The organism is Mycobacterium sp. 1164966.3, assembly GCF_001665395.1.
In the GTDB taxonomy this organism is placed as follows: Bacteria; Actinomycetota; Actinomycetes; order Mycobacteriales; family Mycobacteriaceae; genus Mycobacterium.
In genome coordinates this window covers 105,558-118,243 of sequence record NZ_LZSG01000029.1, presented here as the reverse complement: position 1 = coordinate 118,243, position 12,686 = coordinate 105,558, and the positions used below count along the sequence as shown (strand labels likewise).

The 12,686-nt window shown below is 66.0% G+C and carries 11 protein-coding genes and 2 pseudogenes; 10 read left to right on the top strand and 3 right to left on the bottom strand.

Annotated features, from left to right (window positions below; genetic code table 11):
• The coding region (locus tag A9W99_RS10420) for a transglycosylase domain-containing protein (protein ID WP_172828845.1) at positions 1 to 1,321 on the bottom strand (1,321 nt) is incomplete at its 3' end.
• The gene (locus tag A9W99_RS10415) at positions 1,314 to 1,748 is read right to left on the bottom strand and encodes a DUF5318 family protein (RefSeq protein ID WP_067376548.1); all 435 of its coding nucleotides are present in this window, start codon (positions 1,746 to 1,748) and stop codon (positions 1,314 to 1,316) included. The genes A9W99_RS10415 and A9W99_RS10420, both read right to left, overlap by 8 nt.
• 123 nt (positions 1,749 to 1,871) lie before the next feature.
• Between A9W99_RS10415 and A9W99_RS10410 the strand changes: the two genes are divergently transcribed.
• From A9W99_RS10410 to A9W99_RS10390, 5 genes are all read left to right on the top strand, one after another.
• A complete protein-coding gene (locus A9W99_RS10410) occupies positions 1,872 to 2,744 on the top strand; it encodes a DUF1707 domain-containing protein (protein WP_067376545.1) in 873 nt (290 codons plus the stop codon).
• 148 nt (positions 2,745 to 2,892) lie between these two features.
• A complete protein-coding gene (locus A9W99_RS10405) occupies positions 2,893 to 3,435 on the top strand; it encodes a PadR family transcriptional regulator (RefSeq protein WP_067376542.1) in 543 nt (180 codons plus the stop codon).
• 68 nt (positions 3,436 to 3,503) lie between these two features.
• On the top strand, positions 3,504 to 4,616 hold the full coding sequence (locus A9W99_RS10400) for an inositol-3-phosphate synthase (RefSeq protein WP_067376539.1): 1,113 nt from the start codon (positions 3,504 to 3,506) through the stop codon (positions 4,614 to 4,616).
• Positions 4,617 to 4,706: 90 nt separating this feature from the next.
• Positions 4,707 to 5,606 carry an alpha/beta fold hydrolase gene (locus tag A9W99_RS10395; protein WP_067376536.1) on the top strand — a complete coding sequence of 300 codons (900 nt, stop codon included), beginning with the start codon at positions 4,707 to 4,709 and terminating at the stop codon, positions 5,604 to 5,606.
• 12 nt (positions 5,607 to 5,618) lie between these two features.
• Positions 5,619 to 6,215, top strand: coding sequence for a TetR/AcrR family transcriptional regulator (locus A9W99_RS10390; RefSeq protein WP_067376533.1), 597 nt, complete (start codon positions 5,619 to 5,621; stop codon positions 6,213 to 6,215).
• Here A9W99_RS10390 and A9W99_RS10385 read toward each other — a convergent pair.
• Positions 6,159 to 7,168, bottom strand: a pseudogene (locus A9W99_RS10385) (NAD-dependent epimerase/dehydratase family protein). The gene A9W99_RS10390 and the pseudogene A9W99_RS10385 sit on opposite strands and share 57 nt — an antisense overlap.
• 52 nt (positions 7,169 to 7,220) lie before the next feature.
• Here A9W99_RS10385 and A9W99_RS10380 point away from each other — a divergent pair.
• The 5 genes and pseudogenes from A9W99_RS10380 (at position 7,221) to A9W99_RS10360 (ending at position 12,681) form a co-directional block, all read left to right on the top strand.
• Positions 7,221 to 8,409: pseudogene (locus tag A9W99_RS10380) on the top strand (NADH:flavin oxidoreductase).
• Between the two features lie 34 nt (positions 8,410 to 8,443).
• Positions 8,444 to 9,256 (top strand): LLM class F420-dependent oxidoreductase, encoded by an 813-nt coding sequence (locus A9W99_RS10375; protein WP_067376530.1) that lies wholly within the window; start codon positions 8,444 to 8,446, stop codon positions 9,254 to 9,256.
• Positions 9,257 to 9,358: 102 nt separating this feature from the next.
• Positions 9,359 to 10,096, top strand: coding sequence for a GntR family transcriptional regulator (locus A9W99_RS10370; RefSeq protein WP_067376527.1), 738 nt, complete (start codon positions 9,359 to 9,361; stop codon positions 10,094 to 10,096).
• Between the two features lie 33 nt (positions 10,097 to 10,129).
• Entirely contained in the window at positions 10,130 to 11,935 is a 1,806-nt protein-coding gene (locus A9W99_RS10365; RefSeq protein WP_067376579.1) for an ABC transporter substrate-binding protein/permease, read from the top strand.
• Positions 11,932 to 12,681 (top strand): amino acid ABC transporter ATP-binding protein, encoded by a 750-nt coding sequence (locus A9W99_RS10360; protein ID WP_067376524.1) that lies wholly within the window; start codon positions 11,932 to 11,934, stop codon positions 12,679 to 12,681. The genes A9W99_RS10365 and A9W99_RS10360 overlap by 4 nt, the downstream gene beginning before the upstream one ends.
• Positions 12,682 to 12,686: the final 5 nt, after the last annotated feature.

Genomic DNA, 12,686 nt, shown 5'->3' with positions numbered 1-12,686 from the left:
ATTCCCGAGTGACCTGCCGCTCGATAAGCCCGTTGGAGCCGGTGGTCTGGAACTGCGCGCGGGCCTGATCCGGCGGCACGGTCGCCGGAAACACCTGTGCCGCTCGGTCGCTCGCCGACAGAGCCTTGGTTTCCACCATGCCGTCGAGGACCCAGTTCCAGCGCACGTCGGCACCCTTGGGATCGACGGCGGGATCAAGCGTGGACGGCCGCCGGATCAGCGCCGCCAGCAACGCCCCTTCGGAGACGGTGAGCTGCTCGACGGGCTTGTTGAAGTAGGCCTTCGCAGCCGCGGAAATCCCGTACGCGCCGCGACCGAAGTAGATGATGTTCAAATACGCTTGCAGCACATCGTCTTTGGACCACTCCCCCGACATCTTGGTGGCGATCACCAATTCCTTGGCCTTGCGCATCAGACCGCTCCACCCGTGCTGCGCGGAACCGACCAGCGCGTTCTTCACGTACTGCTGGGTGATCGTCGACCCGCCCTGCAGGTCCCCGCTGCCGAACAGGTTGTTGTTCACCGCCCGTGCGAACCCGCTGAACGAGAAGCCGGGATTGGTATAGAAATTACGATCTTCGGCGGCGATCACGGCCTGGCGCACATGCACCGGCACTTGGCTGATGTTGACGTCTACCCGATTTCCTTCGGGCGGAATGATTTTCGCGATCTCGGAGCCGTCGCTGGCCAGTATCGTCGATACCTGGTTGGTACGGATGTCACCGGGCTTGGGGATGTCGACGATGAAGTAGGCCATGGCGAAGGTGACGATCGGCAGCAGCAAAACCACCACCGCGGTCAGAACGAGCGCACGTCGCACCCACTTCCAGTTGACCTGCTGCTTGAGCTGCTGCAGCCAAGGCATATTCGGACCACGCCCACGGCCGCGCCCACCGGATCCTCTCGGCGGACCGGATGGGGGTGGCGGTCCGCCCGGCGGACGCCGTCCCGGCCGTCGCTGCCGGCCGGGCGAGGACGCGTCCAGCGCGGCCTTGACCTCATCGATCGGGTCACGTCGCGCAGGTGGCTCGGGCGGCGCAGGGACGTCGCGCGGCGTGGGTGCCGACAACTGACGCTTCTCCGGGGCAGGACGATCCAGGGCGGCCTTGACCTCCTCGATCGGGTCCGTCCGGCCGGGGGCGCGGTCGCCGCGGACGGGCGGGATGATCGACGTCAACCGGTCGTCGGGGGGAACCTCGCGGCGCTGACCACGCGGACGAGGCCCCGCGGCCTCGTCCGGACTCGCGTGCTTGCCTGCACGTTCAGTCGGTGACCCCTTCGGGTCGTCACTGGACTGATCGTGGCGCCCTTCGTTATTCACTGGCCGTGCGGGCGCCGTTGCGCGCCGTCCGCGTGCCGCGCGTCCCCCTCGGGGGCGGTGCCGGGCGTGCCGCGCCGAGCACATATGACTTGACCAGATGATTCCAGCTGCAGGTTCGGCATACCTCCACCACGTGGACGGCGAACTCGGAGAACCGGGTTGCCAGCAAGACCAGTTCTTCGGCGGTGCGCGCCGAGCCCGAGACCGCGCCGAGCTGATCGCCGAACACCCACGACACCAACGTGAGCTGCTCTTTGCGGCAGATCGGGCAGATCACCTGGCTCGGCTTCCCGTGAAACTTCGCCGCGCGCAGCAGATACGGATTTGCGTCGCACACCTCGGAGACACCGGTACGCCCCGAGTACACCTCAGCCAGCAGTGAGCGCCGCCGAAGGGTGTAGTCCACCACCTGTCGCTGCAGTCGCACGCTGACCAGAGTACGTCGCCCGGCGCGGCCCCGTTAGGCAACCAAGGCGGTTGTCCGCCCCGTTGCCGGCCTGAGCGGCGGTATTGCTGATCGCGACTGGCGCAGTACTTCTACGATCAACGCGTGGCGAAATGGCTCGGGGCACCGCTCGGCGGAGGATTGACAACTGCGACCCGCGCCAAGGACACCGACCGCCAAGAAATCTGCACGCTTCTCGACAACGCGCTGGCCGACGGCGAGCTCTCTGGGGAAGAGCACCGCGAACGGGTCAGGCAGGCCACCAACGCCGTGACTCTCGGTGATTTGAAGGTCCTGGTGTCGGATCTGCAGGGCAACACCCCCGCGCGACTGCGCGACACCAAATTTCCGCTCAAGTTGACCCGATGGCGCGCCATGGCAGCCGCCGTCGTCGGATCGGTAGTGCTGGGTGTCCTGATCGGCTGGGGCCTGTACGGCAACACCGGCTCGCCGTTGCACTTCGCCGCCGGGGACCCCGGCGCCAGGCCCGACGGGATTGCGCCGCTAGTGCTGACGCCACCCACCCAATTGCACTCGTTCGGTGGGCTCACCGGCTTGCTTGAGCAAACACGCAAACGGTTCGGCGACACCATGGGCTATCGGATGGTGATCTACCCGACCTACGCCGTGTACGACCGGCCCGACCCGTCCGACGATCGCCGCAAGCTGGCCTACGACTACCGCGGCGGCTGGGGCGACCCAACCAGTTCGGCGAAAACCAGCGGCGAACCGGACATGCCCGTCGACCTCGGCAAGTTCGACGTGACCAAGACCGTCGGCATCATGCGTGGCGCGCCGCAGACTCTCCACATCAAGCCCTCCGACGTCAAGAACATGTACCTGATCGTCGAGCCCGCCAAGGATCCGCTTAAGCCCGACGCGTTGAACCTGTCGGTGTACGTGTCCAGCGATTACGGCGGCGGCTCCATCAACTTCGCAGGTGACGGTACTATCAAGCGGCTCAGCTTGCCGTCTTGACGGCCGTTCGGCTGCCGAAACGGCGGCTGTGACGAATAGCGCACCAACACCAGGTGGTGTTGTCGCAAATATATCGGAACGATACGATGGCACGAGGCGTCGAGCCGCTAATAGGTTAAGCAATCAGCCGAGCAGAGGAGGTGACTCGATGCTGGAACTCGCCATCCTGGGCCTCCTGATCGAATCGCCAATGCACGGCTACGAGCTACGCAAACGACTCACCGGTTTACTCGGTGCATTCCGCGCGTTTTCCTACGGTTCGCTGTATCCCGCCCTGCGGCGCATGCAGGCCGACGGCCTGATCGCCGAGAACGCCGCCCCGGCCGGAACCCCGGTCCGGCGCGCCCGTCGGGTCTACCAGCTAACCGACGAAGGCCGCCGCAGGTTCGCCGAGCTGGTCGCCGACACCGGCCCGCACAACTACACCGATGACGGTTTCGGGGTCCACCTGGCCTTCTTCAACCGGACGCCCGCCGAGGCCCGGATGCGCATCCTGGAGGGTCGTCGCCGTCAGGTGGAAGAACGCCGGGAAGGTCTGCGTGAAGCGGTGGCCCGGGCCAGCAGCTCGTTCGACCGCTACACCCGTCAGTTGCACCAACTCGGGCTCGAGTCCAGCGAACGCGAAGTCAAGTGGCTCAACGAGCTCATCGCCGCCGAGCGGGCCATGCCTGGCCTGTCCGAGCAAACGTAGACCCCGCACCAAACGCACAGCCAAACCCAACACCGAGACAGCAGGTTATGAAGTTAGGAGACGCCCAAATGAGTGAGCACCAGCCTTTGAGGCAGGAGGCAGGACAGACGCAGACGGACGTACGAGTTGCGATTGTCGGCGTCGGTAACTGCGCCTCCTCGCTGGTCCAGGGCGTCGAGTACTACCAGAACGCCGACGACACGTCGACGGTGCCCGGCCTCATGCACGTGCGCTTCGGCCAGTACCACGTCCGCGACGTCAAGTTCGTCGCGGCGTTCGACGTGGACGCCAAGAAGGTCGGCTTCGACCTTTCGGACGCCATCTTCGCCTCCGAGAACAACACCATCAAGATCGCCGACGTCGCGCCGACAAATGTGCTGGTGCAGCGCGGCCCGACGCTGGATGGCATCGGCAAGTACTACGCCGACACCATCGAGCTGTCCGACGCCGAACCCGTCGACGTGGTCCAGGTGCTCAAGGATGCCAAGGTCGACGTGCTGGTGTCCTACCTGCCGGTGGGCTCCGAAGAGGCCGACAAGTTCTACGCCCAGTGCGCGATCGACGCCGGGGTGGCGTTCGTCAACGCACTGCCGGTGTTCATCGCCTCAGACCCGGTGTGGGCCAAGAAGTTCGCCGATGCCGGGGTGCCGATCGTCGGTGACGACATCAAGAGCCAGGTCGGTGCCACCATCACCCACCGCGTGATGGCCAAGCTGTTCGAGGACCGCGGTGTGCAACTGGACCGCACCATGCAGCTCAACGTGGGCGGCAACATGGACTTCTTGAACATGCTCGAGCGGGAGCGGCTGGAGTCCAAGAAGATCTCCAAGACCCAGGCCGTCACGTCCAATGTGCAGCGCGAGTTCAATGCCAAGGACGTGCACATCGGCCCGTCGGACCACGTCGGCTGGCTCGATGACCGCAAGTGGGCCTACGTGCGGCTGGAAGGCCGAGCCTTCGGCGACGTGCCGCTGAACCTGGAGTACAAGCTCGAGGTGTGGGACTCGCCGAACTCAGCCGGCGTCATCATCGACGCGGTGCGCGCGGCCAAGATCGCCAAGGACCGCGGGATCGGCGGCCCGGTGATCCCGGCGTCGGCCTACCTGATGAAGAGCCCGCCCGAGCAGCTGCCCGACGATGTGGCGCGCGCCCAGCTCGAAGAGTTCATCATCGACGCCTAGTTCGGTTCACCGGGCGTGACGCCAGCGTCACGTTGGTTGCCGAGCGTGACGCCACTGTCACACTCGGGCGCAGATCGTAGAGTCATTGACGTGACCGAGATCTCCGAAGACGAACTGGCCGGACTGTCCGAGTTCTCGCTGTTGGCCGAGAACGCAGAGCAGGCCGGCGTTTCGGGGCCGCCGCCCGAAGTCAAGCGGGTCGACACGGGAACCATCAGCGCACTGCGGTGGGGTCAGCGCCCGCGGATCATCTTCCTGCACGGCGGCGGGCAGAACGCGCACACCTGGGACACCGTGATCATCGGCCTCGGTGAGCCCGCGCTGGCAGTGGATCTTCCCGGCCACGGCCACTCGGCGTGGCGGGAAGACGGCGACTACTCCCCACAGCACAACGCCGCCGCGCTGGAGCCCGTACTGCACGAGCTCGCACCGGACGCCGAACTCGTCGTGGGCATGTCGCTGGGCGGGCTCACGGCGATCCGGCTGGCCGCTCAAGCACCCGACCTGGTCAACGAACTCGTTCTGATCGACGTCACCCCGTCGGCGTTGCAGCGGCATGCCGAGCTGACCAAGGAGCAGCAGGGCACGGTGGCGCTGATGCACGGCGAGCGAGAATTTCCCAGCTTCCAGGCCATGCTGGACCTCACCGTCGCCGCCGCACCGCACCGCGAGGTCAAGGCGTTGCGCCGCGGCGTCTTCCACAACTCCCGCCGACTGGACAACGGCAACTGGACGTGGCGCTACGACGCCATCCGTAAATTCCCGGACTTCGGCGCGCTGTGGGAGGACGTCGATGCCTTGGCGGCGCCCGTCACCCTGATCCGCGGCGGCTCGTCGGGGTTCGTCAGCGATCAGGACGCGGAAGAACTCGCCCGTCGTGCAACGCATTTCCGGGCAGCGCACATCGTTGAGAACTCCGGGCACTCGGTGCAAAGCGACCAGCCGCGCGCGCTCATCGATCTCTTGCGCGGGATCCTTGACGGGCGCTGAGCCGGCAGTCACATGAACGATGACGACCGCAGGTCTGTCGGGCGTCCGCGTGATACGACCATCGATGAGCGGGTGTTGTCGGCGACGCGCGAATTGCTGATGGAAGTCGGCTGGGACGAGCTAAGCGTGCGCTTGGTCGCGGCGCGGGCCGGGGTGGGCCGCTCGAGCCTGAACCGGCGCTGGGCGTCCAAGGCGGAGTTGGTGTTACGCGCCATCTTGGGTGAAAGTCCGGATCTGTCACCGTTTTCCGGCACCGACGTGACCGGATGGATCCAGTGGGTCGTCCAGGGCAGTCACGAGCTTTTCAGCAGGGCTGACGTGCGCGCGGCGGTGCCGGGGCTGCTGCTTGCCCTGCGCGAGAACGACGAGCTGCGCAAGACGCTGTGGTCCGAGTTCAGCGGGCCGGCCGTGCAGCTTTTCGCCGAAGACGTGAATGCGACGACGCGTGGCGAACGAGAGCAGGCCGATCTCGACGCCCGGGCCACGCTGGCGATGGCGGCCGGTGCGGCGTTGTTCGTGACCACGATCGCCGTCGAGGATGACTCCGATGCGCTACGCAAGCGAATCGCGCAGTTGTTGACGACTGCTCTCGGGTCCCGCTCGCAATGACTCGATGATCGCCTCTTTGGGGCAACGCCAGGTGATCCCGAGTTCCCGCAGCGTCTTGCTGTCGTCGGTCGGGGTGGCGGCAGTCAGCAAGGTGGCCGCCTCGTAACTGAGTCCGTCCGCCAGCGAGACGTACCGACCGGCGACGTCGGCCAGACGTCCCATGGCGCGCAACGCTTTCGGCGAGAGCGGCACTCGTCGCACTCGCCGGCCCAAGCCCTGTTCGAGGGCGTCGATCATCTCACCGAAAGTGAGTAGCTGCCCACCGCAGACATATCGGCGGGGACCGCGGCCCGATTCCATCACGCGCACATGGACATCGGCGACGTCCCGCACGTCGATCATCTGCATGCCGCCGCGTACCCTGGGCGCGATCGCCCAGCGCACGATCGGCGCCCAACCGCGCTCGGTGACACCGGGTGCCGTGCCGAAGGTTGGACCCACCACACTCGACGGATACGTCACCACCACCGGCGCGGCGGCGTCCTGCAACGGCGGGCCACGCGGTCGGCGTAGCCCTTGGTCTTGGCGTACGCGCTGCGACCGGATGCGGTGGGCGAATCCGGCGAGATGATTCCGTTCGGCGGCGGGAACAGCGCGCTGTAGCTGCTCACCGACACCACCGGGTCGAGCCCGAGCTCGACCGCGCGGGTCAGGATTAGCTCCGTTGCATAGGCGTTGATGTCCCACATCGCGGCCGCCCGGCGTTCATCGGTGCCGACAATCCCGGCGGCGTGCAAGACCGCGTCCGCGCCTCCCAGCAGTTCCTCGATGATCGAGGCCGCCCTCACGTCCCCGGCGACGACGGTCACTTCGCCGAGCGTTCGGAACCTGTCCACGACGGTGGCGGGGTCATTCGGTGCCACAAGAAGCCTGATCTGATGACCGGCCTGCAGCAGTGCGCGCACCGTGTGCGCGCCCAGATAGCCGGTTCCGCCGGTGACGGCAATCTGCACCATGAACCTCCTCGCTTCGGTGAAATCACCGCCGTGATATATTTCGATGCCAATGGTATCGAAACAAGCTTTCACGTCAATGCCGCTGGGTCCCCTGACCCTGAAGAACCGGTTCGTCAAGGCCGCGACCTTCGAGGGCGTGATGCCGCGCGGTCAGGTCACCGAGGCACTCGTCGACTTCCACACCGAGGTCGCCCGCGGCGGAGCGGCGATGACGACCGTCGCCTACTGTGCGATCTCTCCCGGCGGCCGCGTCCACCGCGACACAGTCGTACTGGACCGCGATCGGGCGGCGCAGCTGCGACGGTTGACTGACGCCGTGCACGCCGCCGGCGCCCTGGTCTGTGCGTAGATCGGGCACGCCGGTCTGGTCGCCAACACCATCTCGAATCGGACCCCGACGCTGGCGCCATCGACTCGATTCAGCGCTCCCGCAATGGGATTGGTGCGGGCCGCCACCACCGAACAACTCGACGAGGTCGTCGACGACTTCGCTGCAGCTGCCCGCCGCGCGGTTGAAGCCGGCTTCGATGCGATCGAAATCCATATGGGGCATGGTTATTTGCTCAGCTCGTTCTTCAGCCCTGGGCTGAACAAGCGGCAAGACCGCTATGGCGGCGACACCGTTCGCCGTGCCGAGTTGGCCCGCCGGGTCGCCGAACGGGTCCGGCAGGCCGTCGGCACATCGGTCGCGGTCACCGCGAAGTTCAACATGGACGACGGCGTACGCCACGGGTTCTGGCTGACCGACAGCCTGCCCACGGCTCGACTTCTCGAAGCCGACGGCCACCTCGATGCATTGCAGCTCACCGGCGGAAGCTCATTGCAAAACCCGATGTATTACTTCCGCGGGGACGTCCCGCTCGACGAGTTCATCGCCTCGCAGCCGCGGGCCGTCGGCCTGGGACTGCGGGTCATCGGGCGGCGATTGTTCCGAACCTACCCCTTCGAAGAGGCTTTCTTCCTGCCGCTTGCCCGCCAGTTCCGGGCCGCGCTGTCGATGCCGCTGATCCTGCTCGGCGGGATCAACCGGCTCGATACGGCCGAGAACACCATCGCCGAGGGTTTCGAGTTCGTCGCCATGGCTCGCGCACTGCTGCGAGACCCGAATCTTGTCAACGACTTTCCGCGACGCGACCGCCGAAGGCCTGTGCGTCCACTGCATGAAGTGCATGCCGACCGTGTACAGCGGAACGCATTGCGTGGTCCGGGAATCCGCACACGCGCTGCCCAGGGGTTGAACCGCTGCGGCGAACCGCGGCATACGGTGGTGACATGACTTCCGATCGTCCCGTTCGTATCGGCGTGCAACTGCAACCGCAGCACGCCCCGCACTACCGCAACATCCGTGACGCCGTCCGCCGCTGCGAAGACCTCGGCGTCGACATCGCGTTCACCTGGGACCATTTCTTCCCGCTCTACGGGGACCCCGACGGTCCGCACTTCGAATGCTGGACCGTGCTGGCGGCTTGGGCCGAGCAGACGTCGCGCATCGAGATCGGCGCGTTGGTGACATGCAACTCCTACCGCAACCCGGAACTGCTGGCCGACATGGCGCGCACCGTCGATCACATCTCCGACGGACGCCTGATCCTGGGGATCGGATCGGGCTGGAAAGACAAGGACTACGACGAGTACGGCTACGACTTCGGCACGGCCGGCAGCCGCCTCGACGACCTGGCGGCCGCGCTGCCCCGGATCAAGTCGCGGCTCGCCAAACTCAACCCGCCGCCGACACGCGAGATCCCGGTGCTGATCGGCGGCAAAGGCCCACGCAAGACGCTGCGCCTGGTCGCCGAATACGCAGACATTTGGCACGGCTTCACCACGGTGGAGACCTACCCGGCGGCCGCGGCCGTGCTGGACGAGCACTGCGCGGCCGTCGGACGAGACCCGGCCGCCATCGAACGGTCGGCCGGGGTGGAGAACGACACTGGCGTCGCCCGCGGTGAAGGCACCGAGGCGCTGATCGCCAACGCCGAGGGACTTGCCGGACTGGGCGTGACGCTGCTGACCACCGGCTGCAACGGCCCGGATTACGACCTCACCGCCGCAGAAGCGCTGTGCCGGTGGCGGGACCGCCGCTGAACGTGCTTGGCCTTCATCTGACGAACACCTAAAAATCCGCGCCAAGTCGTGAGAAACTTGCCGCGCTGATCTACGGGTTTTGAAAGAGGCCACCAGAAACCCATGCCGAAGAAATACGGGGTCAAAGAAAAGGACCAGGTTGTCTCGCACATCCTCAACCTGGTGCTTACCGGCAAACTGCGCAGCGGCGACCGGGTCGACCGCAATGAGATCGCGCATGGCCTCGGAGTCAGTCGTGTCCCGATTCAAGAGGCGCTGGTCCAACTCGAGCACGACGGCATCGTGTCGACCCGCTACCACCGGGGCGCTTTCGTCGAGCGATTCGACGAAGCCACCGTCCTCGAGCATCACGAACTCGACGGCCTGCTGAACGGCATCGCCTCGGCCCGCGCGGCCACCAACCCCACGCCGCGGATCCTCGGCCAGCTCGACGCCCTCATGCGCGCGCTGCGCTCGGCCAAGGAGTCGCGGGCCTTCATCGAGGTCGCTAGGGAGTACCGGCACACCATCAACGACGAGTACGCCGGACCGCGGCTGCATGCCACGATCCGCGCCTCGCAAAACCTCATTCCCCGGGTCTTCTGGATGACTTACCAAGTCAACCGCGACGACATGTTGCCGTTCTACGAAGACGAGAACGCAGCAATTCATCGGCGTGACCCGGTAGCCGCGCGCGCTGCCTGCGTGGACCGGTCCTATTTGATGGCTCAGACGATGTTGACCGAACTGTGCCGGCGGCGGGTGTTCTCCGCGCCTGACACTCCCGACACCGTCCCCGCAAACCTTCGGGTACTGGCAGGAGCCGGCGCGGCCCGCACGGAACCATCGATTGTGCTCTAACCGCTTCGGCCGTCGGTCGATACGGTGGCGTTGATGAATGTGCATGTGAGCCTGGTTTCGAAGCTCGCTTTGATGGCCGCCTCAATCGTGATGGTGTGCGGCCTGACGTCGACGACGCTGGCCGCGCCCGCGAGGGCGGACCGAAACCAGTGCGCGCCACCCGGATTGGACAGCGCGACTACGTTGCCGAAAGACCTCACCGAGAACCCCGCGGTGGCACAGGACGACCCCAACACGACGCCGACGGTCGAGCCGCTGAGCTCGGTGGACATCGGTGAGCTGGGACTCGGCACCCCGGGCGTCCTCACCGTCGGCACGCTGTCCGACGCCCCGCCCAACGCCTGCATCAACCCGACCGGGCGATTCAGCGGGTTCGACAACCAGCTGTTGCGTGCCCTGGCCAAGAAGCTGAATCTGCAGGTCCGATTCGTCGGTACGAACTTCGCGGGGCTGCTCGCCCAGGTGGCGTCGCGGCGCTTCGATGTCGGCTCGGCGTCCATCAAGGCCACTGACGCGCGCCGTCGCACCGTCGCGTTCACCAACGGCTACGACTTCGGCTACTACGCGCTGGTGGTGCCACCAGGGTCCGCGATCAAGAAGTTCAGCGACCTCGCCGCAGGGCAGCGCATCGGCGTTGTGCAGGGCACGGTCGAGGAGTCGTACGTCGTCGACACCTTGCAACTGCAACCGGTGAAGTACCCCGACTTCGTCACGGTGTACGCCGCCCTCAAGGCTCGCCAGCTGGACGCGTGGGTGGCCCCGTCGTTGCAGGCGCAGACGGTGATGCGGTCGGGTGATCCGGCGGTGGTCGTCGCGAACACGTTCAGCCCCGGTTCCTTCGTGGCCTATGCGGTCGCCAAGGACAACCAGCCGCTGCTCGACGCTCTGAACTCCGCGCTGGACGAGGTGATCCGGGATGGGACCTGGATGAAGCTGTACAACGAATGGGTTCCGCGGTCCCTGCCGCCGGGCTGGAAGCCCGGGTCGCGGGCCGCTCCCGGGCCGATCCTGCCGGACTTCGCCGCGATCGCCGCCGGCCACCACCACAAGCCGGTCGGTCCGGCCGCCCCGAAGTCCACCCTGGCCCAACTGCGCGACTCCTTCCTCGACTGGGACATGTACCGGCAGGCCATTCCCACGCTGTTTCGGACCGGGCTGCCCAATACGTTGATACTGACCGTCAGTGCCGGCGTCATCGGGCTGGTGGTGGGCATGGTCCTGGCGATCGCCGGAATCTCCGGTTCCAGCTGGCTGCGCTGGCCGGCGCGGGTGTACACCGATATCTTCCGCGGCCTTCCCGAAGTGGTGATCATCCTGATCATCGGGCTGGGTATCGGACCGATAGTCGGCGGCCTGACCAACAACGCCCCCTACCCGCTGGGAATCGCCGCGCTGGGTTTGATGGCCGCTGCCTATATCGGTGAGATTCTGCGGTCCGGGATCCAGAGCGTGGACCCCGGCCAGCTGGAGGCCTCCCGCGCGCTCGGCTTCAGTTACCCGGCGGCGATGCGGCTGGTGGTGATACCGCAGGGAATTCGCCGGGTGCTGCCGGCACTGGTCAACCAGTTCATCGCACTGCTGAAGGCGTCGGCGCTGGTGTACTTCCTGGGATTGGTCGCCCAACAGCGCGAACTGTTCCAAGTAGGCCGCGACCTGAACGCGCAGACCGGCAACTTGTCGCCGCTGGTGGCTGCCGGGGTCTTCTACCTGATGCTGACCGTTCCGTTGACGCACTTGGTGAACTACATCGACGCCCGACTGCGCCGGGGGCGCGCGGCGGTTGAGCCTGAAGCGACTCCCGACATGCTGAAGTCCACTTTCGGCCAGGAGATGACATGACCCAAGGCCAAGTGGGCCGGCAGTCAGTGTCCTTGGCGGCCAAGGATATTCACCAAACGCTGAACGGAACGGTGGTGCTGCGCGGTGTCGACGTCGAGGCTCCGGCGGGCAGTACGGTCGCCGTCGTCGGACCATCGGGTTCAGGCAAGTCCACCCTGCTGCGCACCCTGAACCGCCTGCACGAGCCCGACAGCGGGGACATCCTGCTCGACGGCCGGTCGGTATTGCGCGACGACCCCGACGAATTGCGTCAGCGTATCGGGATGGTGTTCCAGCACTTCAACCTGTTTCCGCATCGCAGCGTGCTGGATAACGTCGCATTGGCGCCGCGAAAGTTGCGCCGGTTGTCTGCCGAGGCCGCACGCGAACTGGCCTTGACGCAGCTGGACCGCGTCGGCTTGAAACACAAGGCAGGTGTCCGTCCCGGCACGCTCTCGGGCGGACAACAACAACGGGTCGCGATCGCTCGGGCATTGGCCATGGCCCCGCAGGTGATGTTCTTCGACGAGGCCACCTCGGCGCTGGATCCCGAGCTGGTCAAGGGAATCCTGCAGCTCATCAGTGACTTGGGCGACGAGGGCATGACGATGATCGTCGTCACCCACGAGATGGGCTTTGCCCGGTCGGCCTCAGACACCGTCGTTTTCATGGATCACGGCAAAGTGGTCGAATCCGGCCCGCCAGAGCAAATATTCGAAGCTGCGCAAACCGAGCGCCTACAGAAGTTCCTTTCCCAGGTACTTTGACGATC

Bases quoted from the DNA above. Each gene is read 5' to 3' on its own strand.
- A9W99_RS10405 (WP_067376542.1), top strand. From the start codon at position 2,893: ATGCTGGAACTCGCCATCCTGGGCCTCCTGATCGAATCGCCAATGCAC.
- A9W99_RS10400 (WP_067376539.1), top strand. From the start codon at position 3,504: ATGAGTGAGCACCAGCCTTTGAGGCAGGAGGCAGGACAGACGCAGACG.
- A9W99_RS10390 (WP_067376533.1), top strand. From the start codon at position 5,619: ATGAACGATGACGACCGCAGGTCTGTCGGGCGTCCGCGTGATACGACC.
- A9W99_RS10375 (WP_067376530.1), top strand. From the start codon at position 8,444: ATGACTTCCGATCGTCCCGTTCGTATCGGCGTGCAACTGCAACCGCAG.
- A9W99_RS10370 (WP_067376527.1), top strand. From the start codon at position 9,359: ATGCCGAAGAAATACGGGGTCAAAGAAAAGGACCAGGTTGTCTCGCAC.
- A9W99_RS10365 (WP_067376579.1), top strand. From the start codon at position 10,130: ATGAATGTGCATGTGAGCCTGGTTTCGAAGCTCGCTTTGATGGCCGCC.
- A9W99_RS10360 (WP_067376524.1), top strand. From the start codon at position 11,932: ATGACCCAAGGCCAAGTGGGCCGGCAGTCAGTGTCCTTGGCGGCCAAG.